General features: G+C 71.6%; 13 protein-coding genes. 6 read left to right on the forward strand and 7 right to left on the reverse strand.

All coding sequences use genetic code 11. From position 1 onward, the window contains the following. Nucleotides 1–6: 6 nt before the first annotated feature. Both DDW44_RS08770 and iolC read right to left on the reverse strand, forming a co-directional pair. Complete coding sequence (locus DDW44_RS08770; protein ID WP_108908772.1) at nucleotides 7–897, reverse strand: Cgl0159 family (beta/alpha)8-fold protein; 891 nt, start codon at nucleotides 895–897, stop codon at nucleotides 7–9. Then, nucleotides 894–2,054 carry a 5-dehydro-2-deoxygluconokinase gene (iolC, locus tag DDW44_RS08775; RefSeq protein ID WP_108906074.1) on the reverse strand — a complete coding sequence of 387 codons (1,161 nt, stop codon included), beginning with the start codon at nucleotides 2,052–2,054 and terminating at the stop codon, nucleotides 894–896. Before iolC ends, DDW44_RS08770 begins: the two co-directional genes overlap by 4 nt. A 130-nt stretch (nucleotides 2,055–2,184) precedes the next feature. Between iolC and DDW44_RS08780 the strand changes: the two genes are divergently transcribed. The 3 genes from DDW44_RS08780 (at nucleotide 2,185) to DDW44_RS08790 (ending at nucleotide 4,178) form a co-directional block, all read left to right on the forward strand. Further along, complete coding sequence (locus DDW44_RS08780) at nucleotides 2,185–3,096, forward strand: sugar phosphate isomerase/epimerase family protein (RefSeq protein WP_108906075.1); 912 nt, start codon at nucleotides 2,185–2,187, stop codon at nucleotides 3,094–3,096. Between the two features lie 226 nt (nucleotides 3,097–3,322). Further along, nucleotides 3,323–3,520 carry a helix-turn-helix transcriptional regulator gene (locus tag DDW44_RS08785; protein WP_017944822.1) on the forward strand — a complete coding sequence of 66 codons (198 nt, stop codon included), beginning with the start codon at nucleotides 3,323–3,325 and terminating at the stop codon, nucleotides 3,518–3,520. Between the two features lie 343 nt (nucleotides 3,521–3,863). Next, nucleotides 3,864–4,178, forward strand: coding sequence for a heavy-metal-associated domain-containing protein (locus DDW44_RS08790; RefSeq protein WP_108908773.1), 315 nt, complete (start codon nucleotides 3,864–3,866; stop codon nucleotides 4,176–4,178). An 837-nt stretch (nucleotides 4,179–5,015) separates the two neighbouring features. On the opposite strand, the gene DDW44_RS08795 is transcribed toward DDW44_RS08790, so the two are convergent. Beyond that, nucleotides 5,016–6,305, reverse strand: a complete 1,290-nt coding sequence (locus DDW44_RS08795) for a citrate synthase (RefSeq protein WP_108906076.1) — start codon at nucleotides 6,303–6,305, stop codon at nucleotides 5,016–5,018. Nucleotides 6,306–6,473: 168 nt separating this feature from the next. Then, complete coding sequence (recD2, locus tag DDW44_RS08800; RefSeq protein ID WP_017944819.1) at nucleotides 6,474–8,702, reverse strand: SF1B family DNA helicase RecD2; 2,229 nt, start codon at nucleotides 8,700–8,702, stop codon at nucleotides 6,474–6,476. A 272-nt stretch (nucleotides 8,703–8,974) separates the two neighbouring features. On the opposite strand from recD2, the gene DDW44_RS08805 reads away from it, so the two are divergent. The 3 genes from DDW44_RS08805 (at nucleotide 8,975) to DDW44_RS08815 (ending at nucleotide 12,858) form a co-directional block, all read left to right on the forward strand. Beyond that, nucleotides 8,975–9,481: a hypothetical protein gene (locus DDW44_RS08805; RefSeq protein ID WP_108906077.1), complete on the forward strand. Its 507-nt coding sequence runs from the start codon at nucleotides 8,975–8,977 to the stop codon at nucleotides 9,479–9,481. Between the two features lie 681 nt (nucleotides 9,482–10,162). After that, nucleotides 10,163–12,007, forward strand: coding sequence for a glycoside hydrolase family 3 protein (locus tag DDW44_RS08810; RefSeq protein ID WP_108906078.1), 1,845 nt, complete (start codon nucleotides 10,163–10,165; stop codon nucleotides 12,005–12,007). Between the two features lie 233 nt (nucleotides 12,008–12,240). Continuing rightward, nucleotides 12,241–12,858, forward strand: a complete 618-nt coding sequence (locus DDW44_RS08815) for an LppU/SCO3897 family protein (RefSeq protein ID WP_108906079.1) — start codon at nucleotides 12,241–12,243, stop codon at nucleotides 12,856–12,858. Between the two features lie 348 nt (nucleotides 12,859–13,206). On the opposite strand, the gene DDW44_RS08820 is transcribed toward DDW44_RS08815, so the two are convergent. The 3 genes from DDW44_RS08820 to DDW44_RS08830 form a co-directional block, all read right to left on the reverse strand. Beyond that, complete coding sequence (locus tag DDW44_RS08820; RefSeq protein ID WP_108906080.1) at nucleotides 13,207–14,661, reverse strand: S28 family serine protease; 1,455 nt, start codon at nucleotides 14,659–14,661, stop codon at nucleotides 13,207–13,209. 100 nt (nucleotides 14,662–14,761) lie between these two features. After that, entirely contained in the window at nucleotides 14,762–15,142 is a 381-nt protein-coding gene (locus tag DDW44_RS08825) for a hypothetical protein (RefSeq protein ID WP_027731346.1), read from the reverse strand. 204 nt (nucleotides 15,143–15,346) lie between these two features. Continuing rightward, the gene (locus DDW44_RS08830; protein ID WP_244223986.1) at nucleotides 15,347–19,138 is read right to left on the reverse strand and encodes an ABC transporter ATP-binding protein; all 3,792 of its coding nucleotides are present in this window, start codon (nucleotides 19,136–19,138) and stop codon (nucleotides 15,347–15,349) included. Nucleotides 19,139–19,255 lie beyond the last annotated feature (117 nt).

The following is a 19,255-nucleotide window of genomic DNA, read 5'->3' on the forward strand; positions in this document are numbered from 1 at the left end:
TACCCCCTAGAGCAGGCCCACGGCCGTGTCGACCGCAGCCGTGACGTCGCCGTCGGCCGGATAGAGCAGTGAACGGCCCGCCACCAGGCCCTGGACCGTGGGCAGCCGAAGCGCGCCGCGCCACTTCCCGTACACCGCCGCCCGCCCGCCCGCGGTGTCGTCCACATCGCCGCCGAGGAGCACCGCGGGGAGTGTCGAGGTCTCCATCACCCGTGCCATGTCGTCGGGGTTCTCCGTGACGGGGATCTTCAGCCAGGTGTAGGCCGAGGTGCCGGCGAGGCCGGAGGCGATGGCCATGGAGCGGGTGACCGCTTCGGCCGACAGGTCGTTGCACAGCACGCCGTCGACGCGGCGGCAGATGAACGGCTCGACGAAGACCGGCAGCCGGTGGGCGGCCATCGCGTCGATGGCGCGGGCGGTGGAGTGCAGGGTTGCCAGGGAGCCGGGGTCGTCGTAGTCGATGCGCAGGAGCAGCTTGCCGGCGTCGAAGCCCAGCCGCGCGAGATCCTCGGCACGGTAACCGGTGAACCGGTCGTCGAGTTCGAAGGCGGCACCGGCGAGTCCGCCGCGGTTCATGGACCCCATGGCGATCTTGCCGTCGAGCGCCCCGAGCAGGAGCAGGTCCTCCAGGATGTCGGCGGTGGCGAGGACGCCGTCCACGCCGGGACGCCCGAGGGCGGTGCACAGGCGCTCCAGGAGGTCGAGCCGGTTGGCCATCGCGTACGGCCGGTCGCCGACGGCGAGCGCGCCGCGGGCGGGGTGGTCGGCCGCGACGATCATCATTCGTCCGCTGCTTCCGACCAGGGGCCGCCGCCGGCGGCGGGCCGCCGCCTCGGCCACGGCCTCCGGGTGGCGGACCCTGATCCTGACGAGGTCGGTGGGGTCGACGCGGGTCACCGCACCGCTCCGGGCGCGCCCGCCGGTCCGGGGCCGCCTGCCGGTCCGGGGCCGCCATCCGGCCCGGGCCACGAGTCGGGACGGGGATCGGGACCGGCATCGGGGCGAGATTCGGGACCGGGACCGGGACGGGCTTCACCGCGGGGCTCGAAACGGGGCTCGGAGCGGGGCTCACTGCGGGGCTCGGGACCGGGCGCGTGGCCGTCGAGGAGGGCTTCCACCTCGGTGGCGTACGGCATGGCCGATGAGCATGCGAGGCGGGCGGCGACGATCGCCCCCGCGGCGTTGGCGAACCGCATCACCCGTTCCAACTCCCATCCGGCGATCAGCCCGTGGACCATGGCGCCGCCGAACGCGTCCCCCGCGCCGAGTCCGTTGACCACCTCGACCCGCACCGGCGGCACTTCCGCGGTCGTGCCGTCCCGGCGCACCGCCAGCACGCCCCCGGGCCCCTGTTTGACCACGGCCAGCTCGACCCCGGAGTCGAGCAGCGCCCGGGCGGCGGCGTGCGGTTCCCGCTCCCCGGTGGCGATCTCGCACTCCTCGAGGTTGCCGACGGCGACGGTGGCGTGCGCGAGCGCCTTCGCGTAGTGCGGCCGGGCCTCGTCCGCCGCCGAACCGGTCGGGCTTTCCCAGAACATGGGGCGCCAGTCCAGGTCGAGGACGGTCGTCCCGGACTTCGCCCGGTGCTCGAGCGCGGCGAGCGTGGCCTCCCTGCTGGGCTCGGCGCACAGCCCGGTGCCGGTCGCCCAGAAGACACCCGCCCCGCCGATCGCGTCCATGTCCAGTTCGCCGACGCGCAGTTCGAGGTCGGGGGCCTTGGGCTGCCGGTAGAAGTACAGCGGGAAGTGATCCGGCGGGAAGATCTCGCAGAACGTCACGGGGGTGGGCAGCCCCGGCACCGCCGTCACCCAGCGGTCGTCGACCCGGAACTCGCGGAGCGCCTGGTGGAGGTAGTCCCCGAAGGCGTCCCGGCCGGTGCGGGTGACGACCGCGGTGCGCCGGCCGAGCCGGGCCGCCGCGACCGCCACGTTCGAGGCGGAGCCGCCGAGGTACTTCCCGAACGTCTGGACTTGTGCCAGCGGTACCCCGGTCTGCAGGGGATAGAGGTCCACTCCGATCCGGCCCATCGTGATGAGGTCGTACGGCTGAGGCATACGGGTCCCTTCGGTTCCACGTCCGACTGTCCCCTGGTCTAGCCCCCCGCCCGGAACACTGTCAACATTTTGTCCTTACATTCGGACGAAAGCTTGACACCTTTCTCCGGCGGCCGGGAAGCTGGCCGCCATGACCTCCTCCGCAGCCTCGCTCAACCGCATCCGGATCGGGTCGGCCCCGGACTCCTGGGGCGTGTGGTTCCCCGACGATCCCCGGCAGGTCCCGTGGCGGCGCTTCCTCGACGAAGTGGCACGGGCCGGGTACGAGTGGATCGAACTCGGCCCGTACGGCTACCTCCCCACGGACCCCGCACGGCTCGCCGAGGAGACCTCCTCCCGGGGACTGAAGGTGTCGGCCGGCACGGTCTTCACCGGACTCCACCACGGCCCGGCCGTGTGGGAGAGGACCTGGGCCCATGTCGCCCGCGTCGCCGCGCTCACCCGTGCGATGGGCGCGGACCACCTCGTCGTCATCCCGTCCTTCTGGCGCGACGACAAGACCGGCGAGGTGCTGGAGGACCGGACCCTCACGCCCGGGCAGTGGCGCCATCTCGCCGGCCAGACCGAGCGCCTGGGGCAGGAGGTGGGAGACCGGTTCGGGCTGCGGATCGTGGTCCACCCCCACGCGGACACCCATATCGACAGCGAGGAGAACGTCAGCCGCTTCCTCGACGCCACCGACCCGGACCTGGTCTCGCTCTGCCTGGACACCGGCCACTACGCGTACTGCGGCGGCGACAGCGTCAAGCTCATCGAGACCTACGGAGAGCGGATCGGCTACCTCCACCTCAAGCAGGTGGACCCGGAGATCCTCGCCGACGTCGTGGCGAACGAGGTGCCGTTCGGCCCCGCGGTGGCGCGCGGGGTGATGTGCGAACCGCCCGCCGGAGTGCCCGCGCTGGAGCCGGTACTGGCCGCCGCCCGGCGACTCGGCGCCGAGCTCTTCGCCATCGTCGAGCAGGACATGTACCCCTGCCCCGCGGACCAGCCCTTCCCCATCGCCGAGCGCACCCGGCGCTTCCTCCGCTCCTGCGGCGCGTGACCCGCGCCCGCCGCCTCCTCGACCCCACCCCGTCACAAGCGTGGCCTTCGCGTCACAGATGTCTTCGTTACGCGGGTCTTACGTCACAGGACCTCGACAGCCCCTCCCCTGCCGTCACTCTGCGTCGTTCAACGGGCACAGGCTGAGTGATCGCCAGCGCACGCGCCCCGGCTCCCCCGACGGCTCCCCCGGCCGCCGCTGCGGCGCGTGCAGGGAGGTGCCACAGATGACCGACAGAAGACTCTGGTCCTACAAGGACATCGCCGCGCACATCAAGGTGCAGCCGGACACGGTCCGTTCGTACCGCAAACACGGACTCCTGCCCCCGCCGGACCATGTGGAGGCGGGCAAGCCCTACTGGTATGCCGACACCATCCGGGTCTGGGTGGCGAACCGGCCGGGCAACAGGGGAGGCAGAACCTGAATCCGCGGCCCCGCACCACCGGGCTCCCGGTTGCGGGGCCGGTCAGCGGCTCCACGCCGGCCAGCGAAGGAGCGCTCGCCCCGGTCAGCGACTCCGCCCCCGTGCGGGACGCGTCCGAGACGGACCGGACGGACTCGGGACCATGGCGTACCTCCGACGCGGGCCACCGGCCGTGGCACGGTCTCCCGCCGAGGGCTCCCATGGATACCCCCTAGGGGTATAAAGTGGGCGCCGGGGAGGCCCTGCGCAGCCACGGGCGGCCCGGTGCACCATGAGTTCGGCGCACGACACGACGCCGTACCAAGTGTTCGCCAAGCGACAGATCCGCACAGAGGAGAACGCCATGACCGCCGAGACGAATGCCGGCACCGTCGAGGACACCGGATCCCGCTGCTCGCCCACCGGTTCGGGCCACAGCGGCGGCACGGCCGGCGCGGAGCCGGGCGGCACCACCGCCGTCTACCTGGTGAAGGGCATGACGTGCGGCCACTGCGAGGGCGCCGTTTCCGAGGAGATCTCCGCGATCAACGGCGTCGCCTCGGTGAAGGCCCTCGCCGCCACCGGGCAGGTCACCGTGGTCTCGGCCGCACCGCTCGACGAGGCCGACGTACGCGCGGCCGTCGACGAGGCGGGCTACGAGTTCGCCGGGCGGGCCTGACCGTCGCGGACTCCAGCGGTCGACTCCCCCGGGGAAGAGCCCCCGCCCGACCCCGGAGACCGGGACCGGGCCGTACAAGAGACGGCCGGACAGGAGACGGCCGGACAGGAGCCCGGAAGGGCCGCAGAGGTTCGGACGGAAGACCGGAGGGACCAGAGGGACCGGAAGGCCCGCCAGCACGCCACTCGCCGCCCCAGGCCTCGCCGGGGCGGCCTTCGGCGTCCCACCGGCCCGTGCGGCCGGGCCCCGGCCCCTCACCGGGCTCCGCCCTGCCCCTGGCGGCCGCCGCGGGGCCCCGGCCAAATCCTCCGAGGTGCGCCCCGCCCCGCCGTCAACCCCACCGCGACCCGCCCCCGGAGCCGGGAATCCGGCGACCTCGGGAATTGCCGGGACCTACTCATCCGTTTCCGTGGCCAGCGGGAGGCTGCGTCTGCGATCCTTCACGTGGTACACAGGACCTTCACAACGAGACCCAGATCACAGATATTGATGGGTAACCATTCGGGCTCTTCGCGAGTCTAAGTGGGCGATGCCAGAGCGTCTTGGGGGACGCTCATGGGATGTCTTGGGGGACGTCCCAGGCAAGCGTTGGCCGGGGCACGTACGACCGGGAAGCTTTGAGCGGCCCTCCCGTGGATACGTACCCCGGCAGACCGCCTCGCGGAGAGCTTCTGCTGGACACCAGCAGACGCCCGGCCGGATCCCGTGGGGGGAATCCGCACCGGGGATATGGGAAGCGCCCCGCCTGCCGACCCGTGGGGGGATCGGCAGCGGGGCGCTTCTCGCCGTACCGGGCCGATGCCGGGCCCGTCCCGCCGGAACTGCGGTCAGGCCGCCTCAGCGGGCCTCGACGGGGACGAAGTCCCGCAGGACCTCACCCGTGTAGATCTGGCGCGGGCGGCCGATGCGGGAGCCCGGCTCCTTGATCATCTCGTGCCACTGGGCGATCCAGCCCGGAAGCCGGCCGAGAGCGAAGAGCACGGTGAACATCTCGGTCGGGAAGCCCATGGCCCGGTAGATCAGGCCCGTGTAGAAGTCCACGTTCGGGTAGAGCTTGCGCTCGACGAAGTAGTCGTCGGACAGCGCGTGCTCCTCCAGCTTGAGGGCGATGTCCAGCAGCTCGTCGGACTTGCCCAGGGCGGAGAGCACATCGTGGGCGGCAGCCTTGATGATCTTGGCGCGGGGGTCGAAGTTCTTGTAGACCCGGTGGCCGAAGCCCATCAGGCGGACGCCGTCCTCCTTGTTCTTCACCTTGCGGATGAAGGTGTCGACGTCGCCTCCGCCGGCCGCGATGCCCTCGAGCATCTCCAGCACGGACTGGTTGGCACCACCGTGCAGGGGGCCCCACAGGGCGGAGATGCCGGCGGAGATGGAGGCGAACATGTTCGCCTGCGAGGAGCCGACCAGACGCACGGTGGACGTCGAGCAGTTCTGCTCGTGGTCCGCGTGCAGGATGAGCAGCTTGTCGAGCGCGGCCACCACGACCGGGTCCAGCTCGTACTCCTGCGCCGGGACCGAGAAGGTCATCCGCAGGAAGTTCTCCACGTAGCCGAGGTCGTTGCGCGGGTAGACGAACGGGTGGCCGATCGACTTCTTGTAGGCGTAGGCGGCGATCGTCGGCAGCTTCGCCAGCAGCCGGATGGTGGAGAGGTGGCGCTGCTTCTCGTCGAACGGGTTGTGGCTGTCCTGGTAGAACGTCGAGAGCGCGCTCACCACGGACGACAGCATGGCCATCGGGTGGGCGTCGCGCGGGAAGCCGTCGAAGAAGCGCTTGACGTCCTCGTGCAGCAGCGTGTGCTGGGTGATCTCGCCCCGGAACGCCGCGAGCTCGTCCACGGTGGGCAGCTCACCGTTGATCAGCAGGTAGGCCACTTCCAGGAAGCTGGAGCGCTCGGCCAGCTGCTCGATCGGGTAGCCGCGGTAGCGCAGGATGCCCTGCTCGCCGTCGAGGTAGGTGATCGCGGATTTATAGGCGGCGGTGTTGCCGTAGCCGCTGTCCAGGGTCACCAGACCGGTCTGCGCCCGGAGCTTCCCGATGTCGAAGCCCTGGTCGCCGACGGTGCTTTCGACCACCGGATAGGTGTATTCACCGTCCGCGTACCGCAGTACTACAGAGTTGTCGCTCACGTCATCCCTCACCGACGTAGTGCCTCTTCTTCGAGGTGCCCTGACTGTCTCTACCATCCCCCATTTGGCTGAGGAGAGTGCACTCGGGGTCGACCATTAGCCCGGTCAGCGGCACTCAGTGCCGCCCAGCCCGCCCATCCTGCCCCCTTCGCCCCGGTTCCGGAAGTGTCAGGTGATCTTTCCCACGAAGCCTCCACCTATCAGCCGGTGGTCGAGCGCGGTAAAGCGCCTGCCTGCCGAGGCGGTGCGGACCGCCTGCCCTATCGCCTTGCGCGAACCGACGAGCACGACGAGTTTCCGCGCCCTGGTCACGGCCGTGTAGAGCAGGTTCCGCTGAAGCATCATCCAGGCCCCGGTGGTGACCGGAATCACCACGGCCGGATACTCGCTGCCCTGGGAGCGGTGGATCGTGACGGCGTAGGCGTGGGAGAGCTCGTCCAGCTCGTCGAAGTCGTACGGCACCTCCTCGTCCTCGTCCGTCAGCACCGTCAGCCGCTGATCGACGGGATTGAGTGAGGTCACCACGCCGACCGTGCCGTTGAAGACTCCGTTCTTTCCCTTCTCGTAATTGTTGCGAATCTGAGTGACCTTGTCGCCGACGCGGAAGACCCGGCCGCCGAACCGCTTCTCGGGCACATCCGGGCGGGCGGGGGTGATCGCCTGCTGCAGCAGTCCGTTCAGGGTGCCCGCGCCGGCGGGCCCCCGGTGCATGGGCGCCAGGACCTGCACATCGCGCCGCGGGTCCAGCCCGAACCGCGCCGGGACCCGCCGGGCGGCCACGTCGACGGTCAGCCGGCCCGCCTCCTCGGTGTCCTCCTCGACGAACAGGAAGAAGTCGCTCAGCCCCTGGGTGAGGGGCTGCGCTCCGGAGTTGATGCGGTGGGCGTTGGTGACCACTCCCGACTGCTGGGCCTGCCGGAAGATGCGGGTGAGCCGGACGGACGGAACCGGACCGCCGTCGGCGAGAAGATCGCTGAGGACCTCACCGGCGCCGACGCTCGGCAGCTGGTCCACGTCGCCGACGAGCAGCAGATGAGCGCCGGGCGCCACGGCCTTCACGAGTTTGTTGGCGAGCAGCAGGTCCAGCATGGAGGCCTCGTCGACCACCACGAGGTCGGCGTCGAGCGGCCGGTCCCTGTCGTAGGCCGCGTCACCGCCCGGCTTCAGCTCCAGAAGCCGGTGCACGGTGGACGCCTCGGCGCCGGTCAGCTCGGCGAGCCGCTTGGCCGCCCTCCCCGTGGGCGCCGCGAGGACCACCTTGGCCTTCTTGGCGCGGGCGAGCTCGACGATGGAGCGGACCGTGAACGACTTGCCGCACCCGGGGCCGCCGGTGAGGACGGCCACCTTCCGGGTGAGGGCGAGACGGACGGCCTGCTCCTGCTCGGGCGCGAGCTCCGCGCCCGTGCGGTCGGCGAGCCAGGCCAGCGCCTTGTCCCAGGCCACGTCCTGGAAGGCCGGCATACGGTCCTCGTCCGTGCGCAGCAGCCGGGTCAGCTGGGCGGCCAGGGACAGCTCCGCGCGGTGGAAGGGCACCAGGTAGACGGCGGTGACCGGGTCCCCGCCCTCCGGGGAGGGGACCTGCTCCCGGACGACTCCCTCCTCCTCGGCCGCGAGCTCGGCCAGGCAGTCGATGACCAGACCGGTGTCGACCTGGAGGAGCTTCACGGAGTCCGCGATGAGCCTCTCCTCCGGCAGGTAGCAGTGCCCCTGGTCCGTGGACTGGGACAGGGCGTACTGCAGACCGGCCTTGACCCGGTCCGGGCTGTCGTGGGGTATGCCCACGGCCTGGGCGATCCGGTCGGCGGTGAGGAACCCGATGCCCCAGACGTCCGCGGCGAGCCGGTACGGCTGGTTCCGCACGACGGAGATCGACGCGTCCCCGTACTTCTTGTAGATCCGCACGGCGATGGACGTGGAGACACCCACTCCCTGGAGGAAGACCATGACCTCCTTGATGGCCTTCTGCTCCTCCCAGGCGGCTCCGATCATCTTGGTGCGCTTGGGGCCGAGGCCGGGAACCTCGACGAGCTTGCCGGGCTCACGCTCGATGACGTCGAGCGTGTCGGCGCCGAAGTGGTCGACGATGCGCTCGGCGATCCTGGGCCCGATGCCCTTGATGAGACCGGAGCCGAGATAGCGCCGGATGCCCTGGACGGTGGCGGGCAGGACGGTGGTGTAGTTCTCGACGCTGAACTGCTTGCCGTACTGCGGGTGGGAACCCCAGCGGCCCTCCATCCGCAGCGATTCCCCCGGCTGCGCGCCGAGGAGCGAGCCGACCACCGTGAGGAGGTCGGAACTGCCGCGCCCGGTGTCGACCCGGGCGACGGTGTAGCCGTTCTCCTCGTTGGCGTAGGTGATCCGCTCCAGGACCCCTTCGAGCACTGCCAGATTGGACATGCACCGACGCTACCGCCCCGCTCGGACAGCGTGCCGGGCCTGTGGAAAACCCCGCGGACTGTCGTCCGATGCGCGGCTCGCGGCTCCCGGCTCCCGGCTCGCGGCTCGCGGCTCGCGGAGAGCACCGGCCGCCCCGGACGGGTGCCGCGTGCGGCGACACCGTACGACGGCCCCGTACAGCGCCGCCTCCGGGCCCGGAGAGATCACCCGACGGTTCGTCCGCAGTAGGCTGGAACGCATCGGCAGACGCGTGGAGCCCGTGGAGACCGCCCATGAGCCGGCACCCTCAGGACCCGAACGCCCGGGGCAGGAGCGCCGAGGCCACGAGCGCCGAAGGCGCGGGCTCCCGGGCGACGAGCGGCGAGGCGACGAGCATCCGGGCCGGGGAGGGCCGGGATCCCGTCATCACCGGCTGGAGGCACGGCGACCGCGTCGTCCGCTGGACGCACGGCGACCGGACCGTGCGGAAGGACTTCGCGGGGCCGACACAGGCGGCGCTGGCCTGGGCCGGCCGGGTGCTCGTCGTGGAGGCGCTGGACGACGCTCCGTACACACCCACGGACAACGCGGTGGTGTACGAGGCGGACGGGACGGAGCTGGTCCGGCTGGCGCCCCCGCGCGACCTGGTCGCCGAGCCGTCATGGGTGTTCGGGTTCTTCACCGCGCACCTGGATGCCCGGGGGCGCCCGGTGCTGGTGGTCGCCACGCTGGTCGGCGACTTCTGGGGCCATCCGGATCTGGCGTCGGGCACGGTCGTGGACGTGCAGGAGTGGCGCTGAGCGGGTGACCGCCCGCCGCGGGCAGCCGTGGGACCGACGGCCCGGCGGGTCGGTCGGTCGGCCCGGCGGGTCGGTCGGGGAAGTTCCGCTCGGGCGGGGAACCCGGGACGAGGGCGCGGCGTCCAAGGGCCGTGCCGTGGACGAGTCACCGCAGAGCGGAGTCGTCGGCCCTCGTCGTGGCCCTCGTTGCCGGCCGCGATCGCCGACTCCCTCCCTGGCCGCCTGCGGCCGCGGCACGCCGCCACCAGTGCGCCCCCTCCCAGCACCGGTGGCGGCCCCTTCTCTCCCGCGGCCTCCCCGAGTCCTTGTGCCTCCCGTTGAGTTGCCGTGAGCTGCCGTGGGTTGCCGTGCGTTCGCTTGCGTTCCCGTGCGTTCCCGGGCCTCCCCCGACCTGCCGTGCGTTCCGGCGAGCTCCCCCGACCTCCCGTGCGTTCCCCCTACCTCCTCCCGCGAGCCCCCCAGAGCTCTGGCGACCTCAAGCGATCCGGCGCCCTCGCGCCCCCTCGCGTCCCTTCGCGCCCCCCTGGCAACCTTGGCGACCCTTCGCGACCCCCGTGGCGCCTCGCACCGCCCCCGTCGGCGCTCTCCCGATCGGGCGCCCATCCGTACGAATCCCTTGACTGGCAGTTACTTTCCGGATATCCGTGACCCTTGGAAGTTTCCTTCAGGGAAGGAGCACCAGTGTCCGACCGGACCACTCCGTCCAGACGTTCCGTTCTCGCCGCCACCGCCGCAGGTGCGGCGGTGGCGGCGCTCGCCTCCAGCCCGGCGCACGCGAGCCCGGCCGACCGCGGCGCCACCCGCGCCGGCCTCAAGCGGCTCATCTCGCGGATGAGTCTGGAGGAGAAGGTCGGCCAGCTCTTCGTGATGCGGGTGTACGGACACTCCGCCACCGCGCCCGACCAGGCGGACATCGACGCCAACCTCAGGGAGATCGGGGTCCGTACGGCCGCCGAGCTGATCGAGCGCTACCACGTCGGCGGCATCATCTACTTCGTCTGGGCCCACAACACCCGTGACCCGCACCAGATCGCCGAGCTCTCCAACGGAATCCAGCGAGCCGGCCTGGCCCAGCCCACCCCCGTCCCGCTGCTGATCTCCACGGACCAGGAGCACGGCATCGTCGCCCGGGTCGGCAGGCCCGCCACCCTCATGCCGGGCGCGATGGCGCTGGGGGCGGGCGGATCCCGTTCCGACGCCCGCAAGGCCGCCCGGATCGCGGGAACCGAGCTCGCCGCGATGGGCATTCGGCAGAACTACGCGCCGGTCGCCGACGTCAACGTCAACCCGGCCAACCCGGTCATCGGTGTGCGTTCGTTCGGCTCCGACCCCCAGGCGGTGGCCGGGCTGGTCGCCTCCCAGGTGCGGGGCTACCAGGGCGCGGGCATCGCCGCGACGTCCAAGCACTTCCCGGGGCACGGCGACACCGTGTCGGACAGCCACCACTCGCTGCCGACGATCCACCACAGCCGCGAGGAGTGGGAGGAGCTCGACGCCCCGCCCTTCCGGGCCGCGATCGCCGCGGGTATCCGCTCCATCATGACGGCGCACATCGTCGTCCCGGCACTCGACCCGAGCGGGGACCCGGCGACGCTCTCCCGCCCCATCCTCACGGGGATGCTCCGCGAGGAACTCGGCTACGACGGAGTCGTCGTCACCGACGCCCTCGACATGGCGGGCGTGCGGCAGAAGTACGGCGACGACCGGGTTCCGGTGCTGGCGCTGAAGGCCGGCTGCGACCAGTTGCTCAACCCACCGAACCTGGGCGTCGCCTGGAACGCCGTCCTCCAGGCCGTGCGCAGCGGCGAGTTGACCGAGCAGCGCATCGAGGAATCGATCCTGCGCATTCTGCTGCTCAAGTACGAACTGGGGCTGTTCAGGAACCCGTTCGTCACCCCAGGAGGCGTGGACCGCACCGTGGGCAAGCCGTCCCATCTGGCGGCCGCCGACCGGATCGCCGCGGAGACCACGACCCTGCTCGCCGATCCCGCCGGTCTGCTGCCGCTCTCCCTCCGCGGTCACCGCGACGTGCTGGTGGTGGGCGCGGACCCCGCCTCCCCGTCCGGGACCACCGGACCCCCGACCGGCACTCTCGCGAAGGCGTTCACCGAAGCCGGCTTCACCGCCACCGCACTGTCCACCGGCATCACTCCGACGGCCGCCCGGATCGAGCAGGCGGTGGCTGCCGCGGCCGGGAAGGACGTCGTGGTCGTCGGCACGTACAACGTCTCGTCGACCAGTCCGCAGCGCACCCTGGTGTCCCGGCTGGTGGCGACCGGCGTCCCGGTGGTCACGGTCGCCATCCGAAACCCGTACGACGTCGCACAGTTGACCGGTGCCGGCGTCGCCGCCTCACTCGCCACGTACAGCTGGACGGATGTCGAACTTCGGGCCGCGGTACGGGTGATGACGGGCGGGGCCGACCCCCGCGGCCGGCTTCCCGTCCCGGTGCAGCGCGCGGACGACCCGGCGCGGGTGCTGTACCCGGTCGGACACGGACTGAGCTATCGGGGCACCCGCCGATAGTCCTGCCCGGCGCCGCGGACCGATGGAGCAGTGAACCCACGAAGCAGTGAACCCACGAAGCAGCGGAACGACGGAGCGGCGAACCGGCGGAGCCGCCGTCGGACACGCCCGGCCGGTAGCGCGCTGTACGCCGCGCTACCGGCCCCGCTCCCCCACACGACCCAAAGCCCCCTGCTCCCCTGGCGTGCGCCCGCCCCGGCGGGTCACCCTGGAGGAACCGAGCAGGGGGATCCATGCATGTACGGCGTCTTTGGGCGGGAGTGGTGTGCGCGGTGCTCGTCTCCTGCCGGCCGGCCTCGGGCGGCACCGGGAGCGAAGTCCCCGCGGAGACCCGGGAGACCTCGGCCGCGGCACCGGCCTCGCACGGGGCGCTGTTCCTCGGCCCGGGGGACTGCAGCGGCCGGGGCCGCACCGATGTCCGCGAGGTGCCCTGCACCAGTGAGAAGGCGGCGGCGCGCGTGATCGCCCGCCACGACGGACGGCGGAGGGACGGACCCTCCTGCCCCGCCGTGACGGACTTCGTGCTCCACATCTCGGAGCACCGCCCGGAGCGCGACGAGGACGGCGACGGTTCGGTGCCGCGGGGATACGCCTGTATGCGCAACCTGGAGCCGCCGCACCCCGGCGATCCCGGGGGCGGCGGCGGCCCGCACACGGTCGTCGGCGACTGCCTCCGCACCGCCCGCGAGGGGCAGGTGAAGGAGACCGCCTGCGACGGGTCCGGCGCACACCGGCCGGAGTTCAGGGTGGTTTCGGCCGTGGGCGACCGGTCCCGGTGCCCGGCGTCGACGGATCTGTTCGTGGAACTGCCCGCCGGCGAAGCCCCGGTGGGGTGTGCCCGCCGTCTGTGACCCGGCGCATCGCGAGTCGTCGCCGACGGGACACGGCCCCCGATGACGGGGCACGGCCCGGCGACCACGGGCCTCCCTCGCCGGTCGCTGATCGCCTGTCGCCGGGTCGCTGTTGACGGGTCACGGGTTGCTGGGCCACCAGTCACCGGGCCACCGGCCACCGGGGACGTCGGGACCGTCCCTCAGCAGGCACCGGAGTCAGCAGGCACCGGAGTCAGCAGGCACCGGGGCCCGGTGACCGCCGGCCACCAGGGCCACCAGGGCCACCGGCCACCGGGTTTGGCGGCCACCGGCGGTCACCGGCTTCGGCGGTCACCGGCGGTCACCGGCGGTCACCGGGTACGGCGGTCACGGACGGAGCGTCGGCTCCCGCTCGATGTCCTGCCTGTCGAGCTTCGTGTCGGGCTTCGTCAGCCGCTTCGCCTTGGCCGGGTCCTCCTGGACGGCGGCCGGGGCGACGCCCGCCCACTCCAGGATCCGGGCGGTGGCCTTCGCCCGCTGGTCCGCTCTCAGGCCGGCGACGTTGGCACCGTGGTTGGCGCCGGGAGCGGTGAAGACGTAGCTGTCCCGCGCGCCCTTGCCGAGCCGGAACGGTTCCGCACCCCACGGGTCGTTCTCGCCGTAGACGAAGAGCATCTGCCGTGCGTGGTGGCGGACCCAGCCGTCCACGTCGTCCATCACCCACGGCTTGAAGCGCATGGGGATGTCCCGGGGCACGAAGTCGCGCGGCGCCTGGTAGCCGTAGCGGCTCAGGCCCTCGAGGTGGGGCTGAGCGATGGTCGGCGCGCCGAGTTCCGTACCCGCCTGGTAGTAGTACGGCGTGTACGGCTCCAGGCCCTGGTCGGTGTAGAAGGAGAAGCCGGAGATCGCGTCGACGCTGTCCCAGATCTCCTGGTCGGTGGCGGTCGCCGCGACCGGGACCGACGCGCAGTCGGCCGCCAGGCTGTACTGCCAGAAGGCCCAGGTGTAGTCGAGGACCACGGCCTCGAACGCCTTGTCGAGCGAGCCGACGGTACGGAAGGTGTAGCCGTTCTCGGCCGCGTACGCGGTGTACCGCGCTTCCAGCGACTCACGGCGGACGAGCGCCTCGCGCTGCACCGCGTTCAGCCTGTCGCGGCACTCGGCGGTGCCGACCTTCTCGAAGAACCGGTCGTAGGCCGAGTCCTCCTTGTTGTCCACGTCGTTCGGCGCGACATAGGCGACGACACCGTCCATGTCCCGCGGGTAGAAGCGCTCGTAGTACGTGGCGGTCATGCCGCCCTTCGAGCCGCCCGTGGAGATCCACTTCTTGCCGTAGATCTTCTTCAGCGCGGTGAAGACGCGGTGCTGGTCGCTGGCGGCCTGCCAGATGTCGAGCTTGGACCAGTCGGCCGGGTCGGGCCGCGACGGGCTGAAGAACCTGTACTCCAGGTCGACCTGGTTGCCGTCCACGATCTGGGTGGGCTCACGCCGACGCGGGGTCGTGCCGACGTGGTAGCCGCTGGTGTGGAAGACGGTCGGCCGGGTGGTGTCCTTGTGCAGCACGGTGATGCGCTGCTGGAACGTGCCCTTGGCCGGGCGCCGGTGATCGACCGGCTGGGTGTAGCCGAGCACGAAGTAGCGGTAGCCGGGGTGGGGCTTCTCCTCGATGAGGCTCATCCCCGGGATCGCGAGGATCCGGTCCTTGATGTCCCGGGACGTGGCGTCCTCGGACGCCACGGGCGAGCCGATGGCGGGTTCGGCGGCGGTGGCCGCGCTCGCCGTCGTCCCGGCGCCACCTATGAGCACCACGAGCGACAGCAGCCATCTGAGTGTTTTCCGCATGCAACACACTCCCCTTGGTTCACAGCGGTCGCGGTGAACCTAGCGGGGCAAGGTCGCTATGGCCAGGGTGAGTTGAAGGGCGGTGCGGAATCCGGCTCTCTCAGCAGAGCATCCAGCCGGTCGAGGCGCGCTTCCCGGCGACGGCCCCCGACACCCGGACGCAGCGGTTGAGGGCGTAGACGGTGACCGGACCCGCCTGCCGGGTGAATCGCCCGCTGTCGACGGCCGCGCGACCGCCGCGCGGCTGCAGGGAGACCGACATCGGCCGTACGGAGCCGGGTCGCTTGGCGACCGTGAGGGCGCAGACGTACTGACGCTTCTTGTAGACGCGCAGCTCTCCCGTGGCGAACCCGACCGCCTTCGCGGGACGGCCGGAGCAGACGGATGCGGCCTCCGCCCGCTGACCCCCCGGCCCCGTCAGCGACACCGCGCCGACGACCATGAGCACGGCGAGCACTCGCCTCACCAGCATCCCGAACACACTTGCTCCCCTCCCGCGCCGAGCCGTACTGACGTACGACGCAGTGGGGGCCCGGACGGTTGCCCGCCCGGGCCCGGGAGGGCGGGATCGCGCACGGGATCCGTCGGGATCCGTCGGGATCGCGCACGGGATACGGCGGAACCCGGCAGGGTCGCGCGCGATCCGGCGGAACCCGGCGGGGTCGCGCGCACCGGGCCTCCGGGCTCAGGTCCGGGCCGTGGCCGGCTCCGCCTCGCCGATGAAGGTCCGCCACAGCTCGGCGTACCGCCCGCCACGCGCGAGCAGTTGGTCGTGCGTGCCGTCCTCGACCACCCTGCCGTCCGCCATGACGACCACACGGTCCGCGCGGGCGGCGGTGGTGAGGCGGTGAGCGACCACCAGGGTGGTGCGGCGGCCGGTGAGCCGGTCGGTGGCCTGGTTCACCTGTGCCTCGGTGGCCAGGTCGAGCGCGGCGGTCGCCTCGTCGAGCAGCAGCACGTCCGGGTCGACCAGTTCGGCCCGGGCCAGGGCGATGAGCTGACGCTGTCCGGCGGAGAGATTGCGTCCGCGCTCCGCGACCTCGTGGAGATAGCCGCCCTCCAGCGTGGCGATCATCTCGTGCGCGCCGACCGCACGTGCCGCGGCCTCCACCTCCGCGTCACTCGCCCCGGGCCGCCCGTACGCGATGGCGTCCCGGACGGTGCCGGGGAAGAGGTACGCCTCCTGCGGCACGACACCGAGCCGGTGCCGGTAGGAGGTGAGGTCCAGGTCGCGCAGATCGGTGCCGTCGGCGGTGACCCGTCCGCTCGTCGGGTCGTAGAACCGTGCCACCAGCTTGACCAGGGTGGACTTGCCCGCGCCGGTCTCACCGACGAACGCGACCGTCTGCCCGGCCGGGATCCGCAGGTCGACGCCGCTGAGCGCGCTGTCCGCACCGTCGGCCCTGCCGCCGCCGTACGCGAACGAGACGTTCTCGAAGGCGAGGTCGCCGCGCAGCGACGACACCTGCGCCGGTTCGGTGGACTGCTTCGTCGACGTCGGCTCCCGCAGCAGCTCCTGGATCCGGCCGAGCGACACGGTGGCCTGCTGGTAGCCGTCGAAGATCTGGGACAGCTGCTGCACCGGGGCGAAGAACAGGTCGATGTAGAGCAGGTAGGCGACGAGCGCACCGGTGGTGAGGGTGCCCGCCTCGATCCGGCCCGCGCCCACGATCAGCACGGCCGCCACGGCCACCGAGGACAGCAGTTGCACGAACGGGAAGTACACGGAGATCAGCCACTGGCCGCGCACCCGCGCATCGCGGTAGCTCTCGCTGCGCTCGGCGAACCGCCGGCGGCCTGACCGCTCGCGCCGGAAGACCTGCAGGATGCGCAGCCCGCTCACCGACTCCTGGAGGTCGGCGTTGACGACGCTGATCCGCTCCCGTGCCAGCTCGTACGCCTTCACCGACTGCCGCCGGAAGAAGTACGTGCCGACGATCAGGACGGGCAGGGTCGCGAAGACCACGAGGGCCAACTGGAGGTCGAGCGCGACCAGGGCGACCATGATGCCGAAGAAGGTGACGACGGAGACGAAGGCGGTGACCAGGCCCGTCTGCAGGAAGGTCGACAGCGCGTCCACGTCCGTGGTCATGCGCGTCATGATCCGGCCGGTGAGCTCGCGCTCGTAGTAGTCCAGGCCGAGGCGCTGGAGCTGGGCGAAGATCTTGAGGCGCAGGGCGTAGAGGATCCGCTCGCCGGTACGTCCCGTCATCCGGGTGGCACCGATCTGGCCGGCCCACTGGACGACCACGGTCAGCAGCGCCAGGGCGGAGGCGACCCAGACCGCGGACATCGCGGCCTGCTCGACGCCGTCGTCGATGCCGTGCCGGATCAGCACCGGCAGCAGCAGGCCCATACCCGCGTCGACGGCGACCAGCAGCAGGCTCAGGAGCAGCGGCAGCCGGAAGCCGTGCAGCAGTCTGCGCAGGCCGTACCCGTCGTCCTCGGGGGTCACCGCCCGGACCTCGTCGACCTGCGGGGTGTCGTCCGCCGGGGGCAGCGCCGCGACCTGCGCCAGGAGTTCGGGCGTTGCACCGACCGCCTCGTCCTCTTCTCCCTCCTCCTTGCGGACCCACAGCGGGGGCGTGATACCGCGCTCGGCGTCGAACTCGGCATCCATCTCGGCCCGGAGGGTGCGGTCCTCCGGGATCTCGACGGGGAGGGTGTGGCCCGGGGAGACCCCGCCCAGCTCGTCGGGGTCGGTGAGCAGCCGCCGGTACAGCGCGGATCGTTCCTGCAGTTCCTCGTGGGTGCCGATGTCGGCGAGCCGGCCGCCGTCGAGGACGGCGATACGGTCGGCCAGGCCGAGCGTGGACCGCCGGTGGGCGATCAGCAGGGTGGTGCGCCCGGCCATCACGCCGCGCAGCGCCTCGTGGATCTCGTGCTCGACCCGGGCGTCGACGGCGGAGGTGGCGTCGTCGAGCAGCAGCAGCCGGGGGTCGGTGAGGATCGCGCGGGCGAGGGCGATGCGCTGCCGCTGGCCGCCGGAGAGGGTGAGGCCCTGCTCGCCGACCTTGGTGTCGTAGCCGTCCGGCAGCTCACTGATGAAACGGTCCGCCTGGGCCGTACGCGCGGCCTTGGTGATCTCCTCGTCCGTCGCGTCCGGTTTCCCGAAGGCGATGTTGGAGCGGACGGTGTCGGAGAACAGGAAGCTGTCCTCCGGTACCAGCCCGACGGCGGCCCGCAGCGACTCCAGAGTGAGCTCGCGTACGTCGTGACCGCCGACGAGGACCGCGCCGTGCGACACGTCGTAGAAGCGCGGCAGCAGCAGCGAGACGGTCGACTTGCCGCTGCCCGATGAGCCGACGACGGCGACGGTCTCGCCGGGCCGGATCTCCAGGGAGAAGCCGTCGAGGACGGACCGGGTGCCCTTCCCGTCCCCGTCTCCATCGCCGTCCCCACCCCCCGCTCCGTCTCCGTTTCCGTTTCCGCTTCCGTAGGAGAAACCGACGTCGTCGAACTCGACGGTCGCCGGGGCGTCGGCCGGGAGCTCCTTGGTGCCGTCCTTGATCGCCGGCTCGGTGTCGACCAGCTCCAGGACCCGCTCGACACCGGCCCGCGCCTGCTGGGCCACGGTCAGGACCATGGCCAGCATCCGCACGGGTCCGACGAGCTGCGCGAGGTAGGTGGAGAAGGCCACGAAGGTCCCGAGGGTGATCTGCCCGCGGGTGGCCAGCCAGCCGCCTGCCGCGAGCATCGCCACCTGGCCGAGCGCGGGCACGGCCTGCAGCGCGGGGGTGTAGGTCGCGTTCAGCCGTACCGTACGCAGCCGGCCGGCGAAGAGCCTGCGGCTGACGTCCCGCAGCTTGCCGGTCTCCTGGTCCTCCTGGCCGAAACCCTTGACGACGCGCACCCCGGAGACGGCTCCGTCGACGACCCCGGCCACGGCGGCGGCCTGCTGCTGCGCGTACCAGGTGGCCGGGTGGAGCCTGACCCGGCTGCGTCTGGCGATGAACCACAGGGCGGGGGCGACGGCCAGGGCGACGAGGGTGAGCGGCAGCGACAGCCAGGCCATCACACCGAGGGAGACGAAGAACAGCACGAAGTTCCCGATGGTCATCGGGAGCATGAAGAGCAGGCCCTGGATGAGCTGCAGGTCGCTGGTGGCACGCCCGACGACCTGGCCCGTGGACAGCTCGTCCTGACGGCGCCCGTCGAGTCGGCTGATCGTCCGGAACATGTCGGTACGCAGGTCGTGCTGTACGTCGAGGGCGAGTCGCCCGCCGTAGTAGCGGCGTACGTAGGTGAGTGCGTAGACGACGAGCGCGGCGGCGATCAGCAGGCCGGTCCAGACGTGCAGTGACCGTGAGTGATCGCCGATGACGTCGTCGACCACGACCTTGATGATCAGCGGAACGATGGCCATGACCGCCATGCCGGCGAGTGACGAGCCGAGCGCGAGCACGACGTTCCGCCGGTACCGCCAGGCGTAACCGGCCAGTCTCCGCGCCCACGATCGCTCTGCCGCCGCCGTCACCAGATGCCTCCCCATCGTCCTGAGCTGCCGGAAGGCACCAACGCGGACCGGGCCCGATTTCATCCCGGTGCGGGGCGGGGCGGGGAAAGTACGGTCGCTGGTCCTAGGACCAGCGAC

Source organism: Streptomyces tirandamycinicus, from assembly GCF_003097515.1.
In the GTDB taxonomy this organism is placed as follows: domain Bacteria; phylum Actinomycetota; class Actinomycetes; order Streptomycetales; family Streptomycetaceae; genus Streptomyces; species Streptomyces tirandamycinicus.

Coding starts and splice junctions, on each gene's coding strand:
- recD2 (WP_017944819.1), bottom strand. CDS start 8,702: ATGTCCAATCTGGCAGTGCTCGAAGGGGTCCTGGAGCGGATCACCTAC.
- DDW44_RS08815 (WP_108906079.1), top strand. CDS start 12,241: ATGCATGTACGGCGTCTTTGGGCGGGAGTGGTGTGCGCGGTGCTCGTC.
- DDW44_RS08820 (WP_108906080.1), bottom strand. CDS start 14,661: ATGCGGAAAACACTCAGATGGCTGCTGTCGCTCGTGGTGCTCATAGGT.
- DDW44_RS08790 (WP_108908773.1), top strand. CDS start 3,864: ATGACCGCCGAGACGAATGCCGGCACCGTCGAGGACACCGGATCCCGC.
- DDW44_RS08785 (WP_017944822.1), top strand. CDS start 3,323: ATGACCGACAGAAGACTCTGGTCCTACAAGGACATCGCCGCGCACATC.
- iolC (WP_108906074.1), bottom strand. CDS start 2,054: ATGCCTCAGCCGTACGACCTCATCACGATGGGCCGGATCGGAGTGGAC.
- DDW44_RS08780 (WP_108906075.1), top strand. CDS start 2,185: ATGACCTCCTCCGCAGCCTCGCTCAACCGCATCCGGATCGGGTCGGCC.
- DDW44_RS08805 (WP_108906077.1), top strand. CDS start 8,975: ATGAGCCGGCACCCTCAGGACCCGAACGCCCGGGGCAGGAGCGCCGAG.